Below are 17,206 nucleotides of genomic sequence, written 5' to 3'. Positions count from 1 at the left end.
AATTCAGATTAACTGTAGACAAACGTTGTCCTTTATCTCACGATTCTATGATGAAACTAAAAAAGCTCTCGCCCCTTGCAATAAATGCAAGGGACGAGAGCTGTATAAGCTTCCGCGGTTCCACCCTAGTTGATCTAGTATAACTAAATCCTCTCATGTCGGATAACGGCCGATTCCGTTTTCTCCTAATAAGCAAATGCCTTTCGAAGAAAAACCTCTCGAGTGTTATTCACTATACTGTACTGTAGAAAAGATTTCAGCCACGTCTTTTCCTCTCTTATCAGCCTTAAAAATATAGTTACTTGCTCGGTCATAGGTGATCTTAAATAAATTCAGATTACTAAATATCTTACCCACTATAAACAAATATGTCAACTATTTTGAAAAACTATAGATTTTTCATGTCATTTCCTTTTACAATAGATAAAAAGGAGGATTATCATGAAAATAAAATTAGTTAAAATGTTTAGTATTTTTTTGCTTTGCACCACGCTTATATGCTCATATTTTTACCAACCTATACATATGGAGGCATCTTCTTCAATATCATATAAAGTAACGGCTAGTCAACTTACTTTACGTGAAGGTCCTAGTACAAGTACAAAAAAACTTACGTTAATTCCAAAAAGCACAAAATTAACAAAAATCTCATCTAAAGGCTCTTGGATTAAAGTAAAATATAGCGGGAAAACAGGTTGGGTTTCTTCACAATACTTATCTAAAGTAACAACAAATGTTAATACTGCTGCTACATCGAAAACAGTAACGGCAAATGTTAGTAATTTAAATATTCGTTCCGGTGCTGGAGTTAGCTATAAAAGTCTTGGTAAATTAACAAAAGGCACAAAAGGAACTGTATTAGACGAAAAAAGTGGTTGGGTGAAGATTAAAACATCCAAATATACAGGCTGGGTTTCTAAAAGTTATGTAACGTTTAAATCAACTAATTCTTCCAATACAACTACTACTGCTAATAATGTTGGTAAATATTACTACATAACAATTGCTAATTTAAATGTAAGAGAAAAAGCTTCTTCATCAGCTGACTCTGCTATTATTGGTACTGTAAGAAAAGGTAATGAATTTAAAATTTTAAAGGAATCTGGTACATGGGTACAAATTCAATATACGACTACTAAAAAAGGTTGGGTTTCTTCCAAGTCAGTATATGGGAAGATTAGTTCAAAAAAACATACGACAGAAACATCAAATCCTAACAATCCAGATGAGGATGAAGATACAGATGTAGAACCGACACCAGACCCTTCAGAGCCCCAAAATCCAAAACCTGAGGAACCAACTGATACACCTGAAGATAATGTCGTATATACTAAACCTTCAAAAAAAGAATATATCGTTATACAATCTAGTTACTTGAATATCCGTTCAAAACCGAATACAAAAGGTGATATTTTGTCTGAAGCCTCTGCTGGAGAATACTTTACTGTGCTGCGATATGCTACTTATCCATCAAATGAATGGGTTGAAGTAATGTATGCTTCTGGACAAACAGGTTGGATTTCAAATAATACATCAAATAGTTATATAACATTAACAAATCCAGCTACAAATCCGCCTGCTGTATCAAATAAAACGATTGTATTAGATGCTGGACACGGCGGTTCAGACCCTGGTTCAGGTGGAGGAGGCTACAATGAAGCCGCACTAACATACGCTTTTACTTTAAAGACAAAAAGCCAGCTTGAAAGTATGGGCTATACCGTATATACAACACGCGGTCAATATTCTGCTTGCTCTTCATCTACTAATAAAACAGTAGATTTACAATGTCGAGTAGACGTTGCAAAAACGAAAAAAGCGGATATTTTCGTTAGTATCCACATGAACTCTGCAAGTGCTACTGCAAAAGGAACTGAAACATATTACGCTGCTTCAGGTAATCCATATCCAACAAGAAGCAGTCAACTTGCAAATGCTGTTCATAGCGCTTATCAACCTACAATGGGGAGTACCAATAGGGGCGTTAAAAAGAATGTCTTTTATGTAAATAGAATGGCGACTGTTCCTTCAATTCTTTTAGAGGTCGGCTTTATTTCAAATATTGAGGATCGTAGTAAACTTATCAATGCTACTCACCAAAATAATGTCAGCAGGAGCATTGCACAAGGTATTCACAATTACTTCAAAATGCAATAACTATATTTAACAACGAACAGCCTTATTAGTTTTTTACAAGAAAACTAGAATAAGGCTGTTTTTTGAATCAAAATTAAACTAATCCATTCAATTGAAAAAAACCTCGGATGCTTCCATACAAAATTGTATGAGAGAATCCGAGGTTTTATTACTTTCACAATAGTAAAATAGGAATCTTTCATCCCTATATCCCTAAATGAACAGTCTCTAGTGTAATGACCATCATTATTTTGATTCAATAATTATCGTAACTGGTCCATCATTTGTTAATTGGACATCCATCATGGCACCGAAAATCCCTGTTTCTACATGTAAACCTAAGTTACGAAGTGTTTCATTGAAATACTCCCACAAAGGCTCTGCTACCTCAGGTCGTGCAGCTTCAATAAAGCTAGGACGATTTCCTTTGCGTATATCGGCAAACAAAGTAAATTGCGATACAGATAAAATAGCTCCACCGTGATCTAAAATAGAATGATTCATTTTACCATCAGCATCTTCCCATAGACGCATTTTCGCAATTTTATTTGCTATATATTCAGCATCGGCCTTTGTATCACCATGTGTAAGTCCAACTAACAATACATATCCTTGCTCAATGGCACCTGTGACTTGTCCATCTACAGTGACAGTTGCTTTTTTACTACGTTGCAGTATTACTTTCAAAATGAAAACTCCTATCTTAGTTTGTCACACGTTGTACAGAATAAATATCTGGAATTTGTTTAATACGATCAACAACTTTATATAAATGAGCAATATCACGAATGCGAATTGTTAAGTTAATAGTTGCTAATTTATCTCTATCGGCTCTACCACTCACAGCGCTAATATTCGTTTTAGCTTCATTCACAACTTGCATCACTTCATTCAGTAAGCCCGGACGATCATAGCCTGATACTTCGATATCCACGGAATATTCTTTCTTCTCATCAGCAAAAGCAGAGTCCCATTCAACATCGATTAAGCGCTCTTGTTCTTCGTTCGATTGCACATTTGAGCAATCTGCACGGTGAACAGAAACACCTCGTCCTTTTGTGATAAAACCAACAATATCATCACCTGGTACTGGGCTACAGCATCTTGAAAGACGAATCAGTAGATTTTCTAGCCCTTTTACGACGACGCCAGACTCAGTAGCTTTTCTCTTTTCAGGTGAATTCATTTCCTTATTGATTTTCACTAACGCTTCTTCATGATCGCGTTGTTTACGAATTTTTTCCGCAAGACGATTTACAACTTGTTGTGCAGTCATACCATTAAAGCCTACTGCTGCAACTAAATCGTCTTCGCTGGCAAAATTCATCTTCTCACATACGCGTTTAAAGTTTTCAGGAGTTAATACTTCCTTAGGATCGAAGTTTTGCTCTTTAATTTCTTTTTCAATTAATTCGCGACCTTTTACAACATTATCTTCACGCAATTGTTTTTTAAAAAACTGTTTGATTTTATGCTTAGCTTGTGAAGATTGTGCAATTTTCAGCCAATCACGACTTGGACCAAATGATTGCTTTGATGTCATGATTTCAATAATATCACCAGTTTTTAAAGGGGTATCCAGCGGCACCATTTTACCATTTACTTTTGAACCAATAGTTTTATTACCTATTTCAGAGTGTACGCGATATGCAAAGTCAATCGGTACAGATCCTGCGGGTAATTCCATGACATCGCCTTTTGGTGAAAAAACATAGACCATATCAGAGAATAAATCAAATTTTAATGATTCCATAAATTCTTCTGCATCAGAAGACTCGTTTTGAAACTCTAAAATTTCTCGGAACCATGTTAGTTTACTATCGATATTCGAATTACTCATATCGATATTCTTACCTTCCTTATAAGCCCAGTGCGCAGCAACCCCGTATTCTGCAATATTATGCATGTCCATCGTACGAATTTGCACCTCTAATGGGTCACCGTATGGCCCTATTACTGTCGTATGCAACGATTGATATAAGTTTTGTTTTGGCATTGCGATATAGTCTTTAAACCGGCCAGGCATTGGCTTCCAAAGAGTATGCACTATCCCTAAAACAGCATAACAGTCTTTTATACTATCGACGATCACACGTACAGCAAGTAAATCATAAATTTCACTAAATTGCTTATTTTGCATAACCATTTTACGGTAAATGCTATATATATGTTTTGGTCGTCCTGATAGTTCAGCCTTAATTTCAATATCCTCTAACTGTGTATGGATTTCCCCCATAACAGATGATAAATAAGCTTCACGTTCAACACGCTTTTTCTTCATCAAGTTAACGATACGGTAATATTGCTGTGGGTTTAAATAACGAAGTGCAGTATCTTCTAACTCCCATTTAATAGCTGAAATCCCTAGACGATGAGCTAATGGAGCGAAAATTTCAAGCGTTTCCTTTGCAATACGTCGTTGCTTTTCAACAGGTAAATGCTTTAATGTACGCATATTATGTAAGCGGTCCGCTAATTTAATTAAAATTACACGGATATCTTGCGCCATTGCGACAAACATTTTACGATGATTTTCAGCCTGCTGCTCTGCTTTCGATTTATATTTAATCTTACCTAGCTTTGTAACACCATCCACAAGCATAGCAACATCTTCACTGAACGCTTCTACAAGATCTTCACGTGTTACGGGCGTATCTTCTACAACGTCATGTAGAAAGCCTGCTGATACTGTTTCTGGATCCATTTGAAGTTCAGCTAAAATACCTGCTACTTGAATGGGATGTAAAATATAAGGCTCCCCCGAGCTTCGAAACTGTTCTTTATGCGCTTCTCTCGCAACCTCATATGCTTTTTGTACAAAAGCAACATGTTCGGTATTCATATAAGAAGAAAGAGTTGCAAAAACGTCTTCTACTGTCATCACTTGATCCTTCGCCATGTTAGCCACCCTATTCCATAAATTTTCCGATTAGATTTAACTTTAATTGTATAAAAAAAACAGCCTTGTTGTAAAGGCTATTCGCGTCAAAAGCAGTTGGCGATCATAATAACTCTCATTATATGATAAAAAACCCCTTTGCTAAAAACAAAGAGGTCAATTTATTAGTATTTCATTAATGTAAATATATCATGCCCTTTAATCTTATCACGACCGTTTAACTCTTCTAATTCGATTAAGAATGCACAACCTACTACTTCGCCACCTAATTCTTCAATAAGTTGGATAGCTGCTTCTACAGTTCCTCCAGTTGCAAGTAAATCATCCACGATTAATACTTTTTGACCAGGTTTAACAGCATCTTTGTGCATTGTTAATGTGTCTTTACCATATTCCAAACCGTAATCAGCACTAATTACTTCACGAGGTAATTTACCTGGTTTACGAACAGGTGCAAAACCGATTTCTAAAGCATAAGCAACAGGGCATCCTGTAATGAATCCACGTGCTTCAGGGCCAACGATTAATTCAGCGCCTACTTTTTTCGCATATTCCACGATTTGATCTGTTGCGTATTTATATGCTTTTCCATTATCCATGATTGTTGTAATATCTTTGAAAGAAATGCCTTCTTTTGGCCAGTCTTCAACGACAGTCACATATTGTTTTAAATCCATTATTGTTCCTCCTCAAAAACTGTTTGAGCGGATAATCTCGCATCAAACCACTGTCTTAAATCTTTATATGGTGCATACAACAAAGTCTGTTCTAAGTCCATTTGTTGTGCGCGTGTTTTATAAACGTTGGCACTTGATAATTGTTTTTTTGGCGCACCTTCTACAATTTTTGCAAGTCCGTTTTCTATTGTAACAAATCCAAGTTCAAAAAACACCTGGGTCATGAAAATTAACATATCACGACTCCACCCTTTATGCTTCGCTAAATCATTCAAATGCTGTCTTAGATGGAATTCTCGTCTTTTATTTAAAAACGTATAGTACCAACCAAACTGTTCACGCGTCGGCATACCATCAAAATAATGCGAATCCGGAATATAAAAATGCGCATAAATTCGAGTCGGTTTTACTTTCGTTAATAGGGCCTCTAGCATTTGAACATCTTGTGGCATATCTAATAAGACGATAAAAGGGCTAACATCTTCTAGTAATAACTCTTGACTATATGGCATAATTTTCTTCGGAATTAAAGATTCATAATACTGCATTGTATCAGGCTTAAATGCTATAAATGTAGATTCCTCTACCGGTACTGTTTGCAACCATCTTGCAACTTGTCTTATTCCACGTAAGTCGAATAGCTGCCATTCATCCGTACGTACGTCTGAAATCATAAACTGTGGCTTCTTTCTGCCATTCCATTCATTAATTTGTAAATCACCTGCAAAAGAAACGTTAATGCCATACGTAAGCTCATCTGCAAGATATCCTTTATGGAAGCCAACTGCATCAATGGTAGCATCCGGTTGACCAATTTCCATTTTCAAATGATCTTCATTGGCACCAATTTTTCGCATCGATTGAATGTGTTCATCTTCAATACCATACATAGGTTTTGGAAAACCCATTCCAAACGGGGCTAATTCCCTTACTTCTGCAATTGAATCCGTATCAATCTCATCTATTTTCAGAGGAATATCTACTTGAAGAATAGGAATTAGGTCTTCTTCAGTCAAACATTCTCTTGCTTGTATATCTAGTCGTTCACGCAATTCATCTACATCTTCCATTGCCAGTGTCATACCAGCTGCCATTGGATGTCCGCCGAATGCAGGTAAAATATCACGATTCTTTGCAAGTTCTTGATACATATTAAAGCCTTCAATACTACGCGCTGAACCTTTTGCTATCCCTTTTTCAATATCAATGCATAAGATAATTGTTGGTTTATAATATTTTTCAACAAGTCTAGAAGCTACTATTCCTACTACGCCTGGATTCCAGCCTTCTTCAGCTATAACAAGTACTTGCGAATTTCGGATTTCATCGATATTTTCAACCATAGCAACAGCTTGCTCAGTAATATCAGAAACAATTCCTTGGCGCTCTTTGTTTTTATCATTTAAAAGGCTCGCCATTGTCGCTGCACTTGCCTCATCTTCTTCAAGTAAGAAATCTACACCGGGATTGGCATCACCAAGGCGCCCTAAGGCATTTAATCTTGGTCCAAATCCAAAACCTATCGTCTCTTCTGTAATGTCATTTTGCTTTGTACCTGCTACTGTGCATAATGCCTTTATCGAAGGTCTTGTTGATTTCTGCAGGGCTAGAATACCTTGCTTTACTAAATAACGGTTTTCATCTAATAAAGGCACTAAATCAGCTATTGTACCTATCGCTACAAATTCTAGCAGATGTTTTGGAAATTCCCCATATAGAGCATGTGCCACTTTAAATGCTACACCAACACCTGCAAGCTCACCAAAAGGATACTCCCCATTTGGGTGTCTCGGGTGAATGATGACATCAGCTGAGGGCAATTCGTCTCCTATTTCATGATGATCTGTCACAATAACGTCCATACCAAGCTCTTTTGCCACTTGTACTTCATGATTGCCTGAAATACCATTATCAACCGTGATAATTAATTTGAACTCTCGCTCATGAGCTTCGCGGAATAATCGTTCGCTAGGGCCATAGCCATCGGTAAAACGATTGGGAATTTTGTGTTCTACTTTCGCACCTAAGTCTCTCAAAACTGTCATCATTACAGCTGTACTCGTAATTCCATCAGCATCATAATCACCATAGACAAGTATTTTCTCATCATTATTGATTGCTTGATGAATACGATCGACCGCTTGTTGCATCCCGTACATTAGGAATGGATCGTTTGTAGATTGATGATCAATATTTAAAAAGGCACGTGCAGATTCGACTGTATCGAAACCACGTGCTGCTAATATTTTCGCTGAAATTGCAGGTATACCGAGTTCTTTTTGAAATGTCTTTACTAGCATTTCATCTGGTCTTTCGATTCGCCATCTTTTTGTTGTCATTACCATTTACGTCACTTCCTCATGCGTTTCATTATACCTAATTTAACTTACGAAAAAAACCTTTAGACAAAGCAACTTGAAGGTTAGTCGCGTTATAAAAAGATTTAACCAACATGCCCGTACATCTCTATTTGTTTACTTTCTAATACTGATAAAACAAACTTTAACTAAAGCTCTAAATCCACAAAAAACTACTCTACACTTTTAAAGTGCAGAGTAGTTTAAGTGAGCTGAACATTTTCGTACTTAATTATACGACTGGCTCGTCAGTGCCCCATTGTTTTTTCTTTTTACCAACGTCTAAATTACCTTGCTTTTTCATTTGGCGTTTTTTCAATGAGAACCAAACTTGGGCTGCGATAAAGATCGACGAATACATACCCGTAATTAACCCGATTAGTAATGCAATCGAGAAGTTTTGGATTGAAGGTGCACCTAAGAACAATAATGCAACTACAACAACAATTACTGTTAATACTGTATTTACAGATCGTCCTAAAGTTTGACGAAGTGATTTATTAACAATGTTGGCAAGCTCTTCTGAATCTTTAATTTTACCAACACGATGTAAATTTTCACGAATACGGTCAAACGTTACAATTGTATCGTTTATTGAATAACCAACGATCGTTAATACAGCGGCGATAAACGTAATATCCACTTCTAGACGGAAGAAACTAAATAACGCGACCATAAAGAATACGTCATGCAGTAATGATACAATTGCACCGACACCCATGCGCCATTCGAAACGGAAGGCAACATAAATGATGATGCCAAGAGCTGCAATTGATAATGCTTTAATTGCATTTTTCACTAACTCTCGTCCAATTGTTGGAGATACTGTGCTAATACTTGGTTCGTGACCAAATTCTTTTTTAAATTCAGCTTTTACTTTTTTAACTTCTTCTTTTGAAAAGTCATCTTTATATCGAATAACTCCAATGTCTTTATTTTCACCAGAAATTACGATATCATCTGATTCAAATTTAAGTTTGGCGATAGTATCAGAAACTTCTTCTTTCGTTAACTGATGCTCAGCTTTAACTTCGACACGAGTACCACTTGAGAAATCAATTCCTAAGTTAAGCTTGAATATTCCTAGAACAGTAAACCCGACAATAATGAAGATTAACGAAGCTGCGTAGTATTTTTTACGATTATGAACAAAATCCAACTTATCAAAGCGTGTTGTTAAATCTAATGTATCTACGCCTTCTTCAATTTTGTGAACTTTCTTTTTACTTACGCCAAACCAACCAGTTTTCCCATCAAAGTATCCGCTGTTTACTAGTAAGCCTAGTAAAATACGAGTTCCCCAAACAGCAGTGATAAAGCTGACTAAAATACTGATCATTAATGTTGTTGCGAAACCTTTAACAGAGCTTGTCCCGAAGATAAATAATACTGCAGCTGCAAGAAGCGTTGTAATATTGGCATCGAAAATAGCTGAGAATGAAGATTTCGAACCTGAATTAAATGCTGCCTTTATGGTCTTACCAACTCGTAATTCCTCACGAATACGCTCGTACATTATGATATTGGCATCTACAGCCATCCCTACCCCAAGTACAATTGCTGCGATACCTGGTAGCGTAAGAACCGCATTAATCCAGTCAAAGATAACAAGTACTAAGAATGTGAAGATTACTAATGTTAAATTCGCTACTAATCCTGGTAGACGATAATATACAAGCATAAAGATAAAGATTAATCCAATACCAACTAGACTTGCAAAAATCGTACTTTTCAGCGCTTGATCACCGAATTGTGCTCCTACTGAAGTCGAATATGTCTCAACTAATTTAACTGGTAATGCACCAGCATTTAAAATACCAGATAAATCTTTTGTTTCCTGAACAGTAAATGCACCTGAAATTTGAACGTCTGATGAATTGATGACTTGCGTTACGCGAGGGTCAGAAACAAATTTAGGTTTTGCCTTTTTAACTTCTTCTGCGTAAGAGTCTTTACCTTCCTCAAAGTCTAACCAAATGACTAATAAGTTATTTGGTTCTCCCATAGCTGCAATTTTCCCTGTTACTTCAGCAAATTTTGCTGGATCTTTTAATTTTAAAGTAACAATAGGACGATTCTGGTCGTCAAATGAACCAGATGCACCGCCTTGTTTCAAATCATTTCCGTCTAACAAGATGTTATCGTTAACATCACGGAATGTTAAATTGGCCTCAGTTGAAAGTAATTCACGAGCAGATTCTTGATCTTCAACACCTGCTAACTGAACACGGATGCGGTCTTTACCTTCAATTTGAATGCTCGGTTCATTAACACCAAGTGCATTTACACGTCGTGATAATGCTTGTGCAGTATCCTTCACATCATTTTCTGTAATATCCGGACCACCATTTAACGGCTCTACTTGATAAAGAACTTCAAAACCACCTTGTAAATCAAGGCCTAGTTTTATATTGTTCAAGACTCCTTGAACAGTCGTACTCATCGTTGCACCTAAAACAACTACTAGTAGTAAAAAAGCAACGATACGGCTTCTTAATTTCATTCAAACTTCCTCCTCAAACAAATACAGCGGTATGACTTTTAAAACATTTTACTTAATAATCTATATTATGACACGAATTTATTCATAAAGCTTGTAAAAACTTCGAGACTAAATGCTCATAAATTATGAAAACTGATATAAAAAGTATTGTAAAATGTTTTTTAGTAAAAAAATTTGTTTCATTCGTACAACATCAAATTTTAAAACTTAACAGGTCTATTATGAAACAGGTGGACTCTACTGTCAAATTGACCCTTTTTTATTTATATAAAAATTTTCTTTAAGGTTCTTCACTACCATTCCCATGTAACAGCAGTTGTAATTCATCTTGATTTAATTCTGAGAACCAATTAGATGTCTTTGATTCTTCGATTTGAGTATAGGTCATATATTGTGCAGTAGTTAGAGAAAATAAATCCTCAACCATTTCATAAGGACGCAACGTCTGAATATTGCGCTTGCGCCATTTCTTTTTTACACATACATCCCATATGTCCTCTACTGTTACCGTTTTAAAACCTTGCATGATAAATTCATTTCTTTTACTAATTAAAGCTGGTAAAAACTTTTGAAATAAAGCCTCGTACTCGATCGCCATCATTTCACTTCCTTTATGGTAGTTTTATCCGCTTCTGTTCTTGCATAGGATAATTGTATACGAATTTTCTTGAATTGAGAAGGAAGGGATAGTATTGACTTCTTTTTTTCATGGCACTTTTTTATTAATGGGTGCTGTGTTCTTATCTAAGCTCTTGGGTTTCTTGTATCGAATGCAATTTATGAGGGTTGCGGGCGAAGAGGCCGTCGGCACGTATATGGCGGCATATCCGGCTTTTATTTTCTTCCTATCCCTAATCCAACTCGGCATTCCAATTGCTGTGGCGAAAATTATCGCTGAACTGCACGCGAAAAAAAAGAAAGAACAATTAAGTGCTGTAATGAGAACAGCTACTTTATTGACCTTTCTTGCAGGTATTATCTTATTTCCTTTGATAATGCTTTTCATTCCGTATTTGTCCAACAATTTACTTCATGACGGACAGACCATGCTTATTTTATATGTTGGCTTGGCAACGGTTCCAGTTGCCGCCGCATCCGCACTGCTCAAATCTTTCTTTCAAGGACTAGCACGCATTGCAGAAACAGCTTGGTCTCAAACAATGGAACAAGTTATCCGTATTATTCTTATTACTTTTTTGTTACCTTATGGCGTAAATGTCGAAGAACCAGCTCTAACTGCAGGGTTTGCTATGGTCATTACAGCAATTGCTGAAGCCGTCGCTTTCCTCTATCTGTATTGGCATTATCGAAAAGTAAAGCGTTCAGGTGTTCTACAGCCATCAAAAGAGTATTATCCACCAAATCCAATATTAAAAGTGGCTCTTCCCTCAACTGGAAGTAAAATTTTTGGTACATTCACATGGTTTTTAGAGCCTATTATCTTTTTAAAGGCGCTAACCTTAGCAGGCATGACAACTGTCGTTGCAACAAAATTATATGGGGTCATTTCTGGTGTGCTTGTTCCATTATTATTATTCCCAGCTTTTGTGCCATATGCTCTATCAGTTGTGCTTATACCTGCTGTAAGTGATGCTGTGGCTCGTGGCAATCACAGGTTATTAAAAGATCGTGTCCAAATTTCACTTCGATTATCGACACTTGTAGGCTGTTTTGCGGCTACATATTTTTTCATTCACGGTGATGAACTTGCAATGAAGCTTTTTCACCTACAAGAAAATCGCGGCTATGTAAAATTATTATCACCTGTCTTTTTCTTTTATTATATTCAAAGTCCACTAAATTCGATTCTACAGGCTGTAGATGAGGCGAATGCTGCTATGATGAATGCTGTATATGGTGGTATAGGTAAACTGTTTATCATGTTCGTTCTCGCTTCTCAGTCAGGTTTACAAGAAAAAGGTGCGGTCATTGCGATTGGTTTCGGTGTTCTCGTCACATCCTTTTTACATATCGCAACTATACGTCAGAAGAAATATTTGCATACGGGCTTCCGATTATTTGTCGTCCCATATGGCATATTCATTTTCGTAGTCGTATTCCGAACCATGCTAATGCCTACTGCAGGTCTTTCTGTTATCTGGAATAGCGCTATAACCTTAGGAATACTTTCTGTACTTTTGATACTATTTAATCAAATTAGATGGCGTGATTTTATGTATTTAACAAGAACAATTAGGAAACGGCTATGATGCCGTTTCCTTTTTTTGTACGTGCAATTCATTCTTCTCAAAACAGCAATAGAATATTTCTGTAACGTCAGTGATATTTTGTTCCAATAGCTTTTCCATTAACCATTCTTCTGTTCTTTGTGTTAACTTGAGATGGCGCTCTTGTACCTCCCCATCAATAATTAATGGTAATACGGGTGGATCTTCATCTTTAACAAAAACAGAAAGGTTACCAGATGGCTCTAAGAAAGCGTAAGAAACTTGCTGTATAGAGCCTACCTGCTGTTCTCTTAACTGCTGGAATAAATCATTTAGATTATAACGTTGTTTCCTCATTTCACTTTCCATAATGACGCCATCTCGAATGATCGTAACCGGATCACCATCAATTAAATCACGAATCTTTTTATTTTTTAAAGTTATATATGACAAGACAACTTGAATGACGAGCAACATAATCATCGGCAGAACTGATTCAAATAACTTCCGCTGCGGATCATCAATAGCAAATGCCGCAACTTCTGCGATGAGTACGAATATGACGAGATCAATCATACTAAGCTCGCCAACCTCGCGTTTTCCCATGAGGCGAAAAATAATCAAAATAAGAAAATATAAAAAGAAGGTACGAAATGCGATAATTAATAAATCGTTCATACACGACTCCTTTTTTAAAAATAGAATGTGTAAAATTGAACGATTTATACAAAAAACATTGATTTCGAACATGCTACTTTTTATACTATTGTCCACATATTTTAAAGATATAATTGTTCGACGCTTTCATTAAATCCTTTCTTACAACTTTATGATAAGCACTTACTTCAACTATTTTTCCACAAAAAAAGGACTACTTCACACAATAAGTGTGGAATAGTCCTTTTAAACGCATTTAATTAGTTTGTTGCATCTTCAACGATGCGACCTACTGCTGCGCGCTCGAAACGTAGTTTTGTGCCATCAGCAACTTTGATAACAACTGTTGTATCGTCAACCGCGTCAACTTCACCGTGCAATCCACCGATTGTCACGATTTGATTGCCACGTGATAAACTATTTTGCATTTGAGATGTTTTCTTACGTTGTTTTTGTGCTGGACGGATTAATAGTAAATACATCACACCAAACATAAGAATAATTGGGCCAATACCTGTTAAAATTTCCATTGTATAAAATCCCCCTTTCTATTTCTTTCAATAGTATACAAGAATCAGAAATTTTTTGCATTTGGTTTGTTGAAACCATATGCTTCAAAAAACTCTTCTCGGAAATCACCAAGACGATCTTCACGGATCGCTTGTCTTACGTTTCTCATTAAATCTTGTAAGAAATATAAATTATGATAAGAAGTTAATCGGATTCCAAATGTTTCTTCCGCTTTCAACAAGTGGCGAATATACGCACGTGAATAATTGCGGCAAGTATAGCAATCACAGTTCGGATCAAGTGGACCAAAGTCTCTTGCGAATTTCGCATTTTTGATCACTAATCGACCTTCGCTTGTCATGCATGTACCATTACGAGCAATACGTGTTGGTAATACGCAGTCAAACATGTCAATACCGCGAATTGCACCATCGATTAATGAGTCAGGAGAACCTACTCCCATTAAATAACGTGGTTTTTCTGCTGGTAATAACGGTGTTGTATATTCAAGCATACGGTTCATGATATCTTTTGGTTCCCCTACTGATAGACCGCCTATAGCGTAGCCTGGGAAATCCATTGATACAAGATCCTTTGCAGATTGCTTACGTAACTCTTCAAATTCTCCACCCTGTACGATACCAAAGAGACCTTGGTCTTGTGGACGGGCATGAGCTTCTAGACAACGTTCTGCCCAGCGAGAAGTACGTTCCACGCTCGCTTTCATATATTCAAAAGTAGCTGGGAACGGAGGACATTCATCAAATGCCATCATGATATCTGCACCAAGTGCATTTTGAATTTCCATCGCTTTTTCAGGGCTTAAGAATAGTTTATCACCATTTAAGTGATTACGGAAATGAACGCCTTCTTCTTCAATCTTACGAATATGACTTAAGCTAAATACTTGGAAGCCACCAGAATCCGTTAAAATTGGACGATCCCAGTTCATAAATTTATGGAGACCTCCTGCTTCACGAACAATTTCGTGACCAGGACGAAGCCATAGATGGTACGTGTTACTTAAAATAATTCCTGCTCCCATATCTTTTACTTCTTCTGGAGACATTGTTTTAACAGATGCTTGAGTACCTACTGGCATAAATGCTGGTGTCTCGAATGAACCGTGCGGAGTATGCACGATACCAAGGCGTGCGCCTGTTTGTTTATCTGTTTTAATTAGCTCATATCTGATTGCTTGAGACATTGATTAATTTCCTTTCTGTGCTTTTGGGCGGATAAACATCGCATCGCCAAAGCTAAAGAAGCGATAGCGTTCTTGTACTGCGATATTGTAAGCATTTAATATTATTTCACGGGTTGTTAATGCACTCACTAACATAACTAGCGTTGATTTTGGTAAATGGAAGTTTGTAATTAAACCGTCAATTGCTTTGTATTCAAAACCTGGGTAGATGAAAATCGAAGTCCAACCACTATCAGCTACAATCTTACCATCATGGCGTTCTGCTATTGTTTCAAGTGTACGAGTAGATGTTGTACCTACTGCGATAACACGGCCACCATTTATTTTTGTATCATTAATAATAGCTGCGTTTTCTTCTGTTAGATTATAAAATTCAGAGTGCATTGCATGTGTTTCTATCGTCTCAACATTAACAGGACGGAATGTTCCTAATCCTACATGCAATGTTACGAAAGCCACTTTAACACCTTTTGCACGAATTTCATCTAATAAGGTTGTTGTGAAGTGCAGACCTGCTGTAGGAGCCGCTGCTGAACCACGTTCCTTCGCAAAAACGGTTTGATAACGATCTTGATCATCTAATTTTTCACGAATATATGGTGGTAGAGGCATTTCTCCAAGTTGGTCTAAAATTTCATAGAAGATTCCTTCGTAGTTGAATTTAAATAGTCTTCCACCATGATCTAACTCACCTGTACACGTCGCTTTTAGCAGACCTTCACCGAAAGTAATTTCAGTTCCTACTTTCACACGTTTTGCAGGTTTCACTAGCGTTTCCCATTCATCTTCATTTGACGTTTGTTTTAATAGTAATATTTCAACATGCGCGCCTGTTTCTTCCTTTACACCCATTAAGCGTGCAGGTAATACACGTGTATCATTTAAGACAAGGCAATCACCTTCGTGTAGTTCTTCGATAATATCACGGAAAGTATGATGTGTCACTTCACCTGAATCACTATCTACTATCATTAAACGGCTTGAGGTGCGGTCTTCTAGTGGTGTTTGTGCAATTAACTCTTCTGGTAGTTCAAAATCAAAGTCTTCTAATTTCATTATTAACTTCCTTTTGTTTTATGTTTGTGATGGCAATGGATAGCCAAAATGCTCATAAGCTAGTGTAGTAGCTAAGCGCCCTCTTGGTGTTCGCTGAATGAAACCAATCTGCATTAAATAGGGCTCATAGACATCTTCAATTGTCATTGATTCTTCCCCAATACTTGCTGCAATCGTATCTAAACCAACAGGACCACCTCGGAAACGTTCAATCATCGTAGAAATTAATTTGTGATCGATATGATCTAAACCTAACGGATCGACTTGTAACAACTCTAGTGCAGCTTGTGCCATTTCTAGTGTAATATCCCCGTCTCCAATAACTTGTGCATAGTCTCTAACTCTTTTTAGTAATCGGTTTGCGACACGAGGTGTCCCACGAGACCGGCGAGCAATTTCTCTTGCTGCTATTTTATCAATGTTCACATCAAAAAGCACAGCACTTCTACAAACAATTTCTGTTAAAGAAAGCTCGTCATAATATTCCAGTCGTAACAACACGCCGAAGCGGTCTCGAAGGGGAGCTGATAATGCTCCTGCTCTTGTAGTTGCTCCTACTAATGTAAAAGGAGGTAAGTCAAGTCGAACAGATCGCGCTGCAGGACCTTTCCCCACGACAATATCTAAACAAAAGTCTTCCATTGCGGGGTACAGTACTTCCTCAATCGCTCGGGGTAGACGATGAATTTCATCGATAAATAGAACATCCCCCGGTTCTAAAGAACTAACGATTGCAGCTAAATCTCCTGGACGCTCTATAGCTGGTCCACTCGTCATGCGAATTTGGACATTCATCTCATTAGCAATAACAGCCGCTAAAGTCGTTTTACCGAGCCCTGGAGGTCCGTATAAAAGCACATGATCCAGACTCTCTTCCCGCATTCTCGCTGCTTCGATAAATATCTTCAAATTGTCTTTTACTTTTTGCTGCCCAATATACTGAACTAAGTTTTGTGGTCTTAGTGACTGTTCAAATTGTTCATCAAAATTGGATACCTCACTCGATACAACGCGCTCGTCCATAACTATTCCTCCT

At 37.1% G+C, this 17,206-nt stretch carries 13 protein-coding genes and 1 other annotated feature; of the genes, 2 read left to right on the top strand and 11 right to left on the bottom strand.

Translation table 11 applies throughout. From position 1 onward, the window contains the following. Nucleotides 1-86: 86 nt before the first annotated feature. Nucleotides 87-323, bottom strand: a binding site (T-box leader). Nucleotides 324-441: 118 nt separating this feature from the next. Continuing rightward, nucleotides 442-2,157, top strand: a complete 1,716-nt coding sequence (locus AC3IS5_RS05635; protein WP_489426925.1) for an N-acetylmuramoyl-L-alanine amidase family protein — start codon at nucleotides 442-444, stop codon at nucleotides 2,155-2,157. A gap of 225 nt (nucleotides 2,158-2,382) precedes the next feature. Here AC3IS5_RS05635 and dtd read toward each other — a convergent pair whose 3' ends face one another. The 6 genes from dtd to AC3IS5_RS05605 form a co-directional block, all read right to left on the bottom strand. Continuing rightward, nucleotides 2,383-2,823, bottom strand: coding sequence for a D-aminoacyl-tRNA deacylase (gene dtd / locus AC3IS5_RS05630; RefSeq protein ID WP_489426924.1), 441 nt, complete (start codon nucleotides 2,821-2,823; stop codon nucleotides 2,383-2,385). A 16-nt stretch (nucleotides 2,824-2,839) separates the two neighbouring features. Continuing rightward, entirely contained in the window at nucleotides 2,840-5,035 is a 2,196-nt protein-coding gene (locus AC3IS5_RS05625; RefSeq protein WP_489426923.1) for a RelA/SpoT family protein, read from the bottom strand. A 164-nt stretch (nucleotides 5,036-5,199) separates the two neighbouring features. Further along, nucleotides 5,200-5,712, bottom strand: a complete 513-nt coding sequence (locus tag AC3IS5_RS05620; RefSeq protein WP_489426922.1) for an adenine phosphoribosyltransferase — start codon at nucleotides 5,710-5,712, stop codon at nucleotides 5,200-5,202. Further along, nucleotides 5,712-8,057 (bottom strand): single-stranded-DNA-specific exonuclease RecJ, encoded by a 2,346-nt coding sequence (recJ, locus tag AC3IS5_RS05615; protein ID WP_489426921.1) that lies wholly within the window; start codon nucleotides 8,055-8,057, stop codon nucleotides 5,712-5,714. Before recJ ends, AC3IS5_RS05620 begins: the two co-directional genes overlap by 1 nt. Nucleotides 8,058-8,301: 244 nt before the next feature. Beyond that, the gene (gene secDF / locus AC3IS5_RS05610) at nucleotides 8,302-10,572 is read right to left on the bottom strand and encodes a protein translocase subunit SecDF (RefSeq protein ID WP_489426920.1); all 2,271 of its coding nucleotides are present in this window, start codon (nucleotides 10,570-10,572) and stop codon (nucleotides 8,302-8,304) included. Nucleotides 10,573-10,852: 280 nt separating this feature from the next. Next, entirely contained in the window at nucleotides 10,853-11,170 is a 318-nt protein-coding gene (locus AC3IS5_RS05605; RefSeq protein WP_489426919.1) for a post-transcriptional regulator, read from the bottom strand. A gap of 94 nt (nucleotides 11,171-11,264) precedes the next feature. Here AC3IS5_RS05605 and AC3IS5_RS05600 point away from each other — a divergent pair, with 94 nt between their 5' ends. Then, nucleotides 11,265-12,782 carry a putative polysaccharide biosynthesis protein gene (locus AC3IS5_RS05600; protein ID WP_489426918.1) on the top strand — a complete coding sequence of 506 codons (1,518 nt, stop codon included), beginning with the start codon at nucleotides 11,265-11,267 and terminating at the stop codon, nucleotides 12,780-12,782. Here the strand turns inward: AC3IS5_RS05600 and AC3IS5_RS05595 are convergent. The 5 genes from AC3IS5_RS05595 to ruvB form a co-directional block, all read right to left on the bottom strand. Further along, a complete protein-coding gene (locus AC3IS5_RS05595; RefSeq protein WP_489426917.1) occupies nucleotides 12,777-13,418 on the bottom strand; it encodes a DUF421 domain-containing protein in 642 nt (213 codons plus the stop codon). The genes AC3IS5_RS05600 and AC3IS5_RS05595 overlap by 6 nt on opposite strands. Before the next feature lie 239 nt (nucleotides 13,419-13,657). Continuing rightward, nucleotides 13,658-13,927, bottom strand: a complete 270-nt coding sequence (gene yajC, locus AC3IS5_RS05590; RefSeq protein ID WP_427726170.1) for a preprotein translocase subunit YajC — start codon at nucleotides 13,925-13,927, stop codon at nucleotides 13,658-13,660. Nucleotides 13,928-13,971: 44 nt separating this feature from the next. Then, complete coding sequence (gene tgt, locus AC3IS5_RS05585) at nucleotides 13,972-15,114, bottom strand: tRNA guanosine(34) transglycosylase Tgt (RefSeq protein WP_038187365.1); 1,143 nt, start codon at nucleotides 15,112-15,114, stop codon at nucleotides 13,972-13,974. Between the two features lie 3 nt (nucleotides 15,115-15,117). Further along, nucleotides 15,118-16,170 (bottom strand): tRNA preQ1(34) S-adenosylmethionine ribosyltransferase-isomerase QueA, encoded by a 1,053-nt coding sequence (gene queA, locus AC3IS5_RS05580; RefSeq protein WP_489426916.1) that lies wholly within the window; start codon nucleotides 16,168-16,170, stop codon nucleotides 15,118-15,120. A gap of 18 nt (nucleotides 16,171-16,188) precedes the next feature. Next, the gene (gene ruvB, locus AC3IS5_RS05575) at nucleotides 16,189-17,193 is read right to left on the bottom strand and encodes a Holliday junction branch migration DNA helicase RuvB (RefSeq protein WP_038187371.1); all 1,005 of its coding nucleotides are present in this window, start codon (nucleotides 17,191-17,193) and stop codon (nucleotides 16,189-16,191) included. Between the last annotated feature and the right edge of the window lie 13 nt (nucleotides 17,194-17,206).

Source organism: Viridibacillus sp. KH_047, assembly GCF_057838945.1.
This window is presented reverse-complemented; position numbering and strand designations above follow the sequence as displayed.

Coding starts and splice junctions, on each gene's coding strand:
- AC3IS5_RS05595 (WP_489426917.1), bottom strand. CDS start 13,418: ATGAACGATTTATTAATTATCGCATTTCGTACCTTCTTTTTATATTTT.
- AC3IS5_RS05635 (WP_489426925.1), top strand. CDS start 442: ATGAAAATAAAATTAGTTAAAATGTTTAGTATTTTTTTGCTTTGCACC.
- tgt (WP_038187365.1), bottom strand. CDS start 15,114: ATGTCTCAAGCAATCAGATATGAGCTAATTAAAACAGATAAACAAACA.
- AC3IS5_RS05625 (WP_489426923.1), bottom strand. CDS start 5,035: ATGGCGAAGGATCAAGTGATGACAGTAGAAGACGTTTTTGCAACTCTT.
- recJ (WP_489426921.1), bottom strand. CDS start 8,057: ATGGTAATGACAACAAAAAGATGGCGAATCGAAAGACCAGATGAAATG.
- ruvB (WP_038187371.1), bottom strand. CDS start 17,193: ATGGACGAGCGCGTTGTATCGAGTGAGGTATCCAATTTTGATGAACAA.
- AC3IS5_RS05620 (WP_489426922.1), bottom strand. CDS start 5,712: ATGGATTTAAAACAATATGTGACTGTCGTTGAAGACTGGCCAAAAGAA.
- queA (WP_489426916.1), bottom strand. CDS start 16,170: ATGAAATTAGAAGACTTTGATTTTGAACTACCAGAAGAGTTAATTGCA.
- secDF (WP_489426920.1), bottom strand. CDS start 10,572: ATGAAATTAAGAAGCCGTATCGTTGCTTTTTTACTACTAGTAGTTGTT.
- AC3IS5_RS05605 (WP_489426919.1), bottom strand. CDS start 11,170: ATGGCGATCGAGTACGAGGCTTTATTTCAAAAGTTTTTACCAGCTTTA.
- yajC (WP_427726170.1), bottom strand. CDS start 13,927: ATGGAAATTTTAACAGGTATTGGCCCAATTATTCTTATGTTTGGTGTG.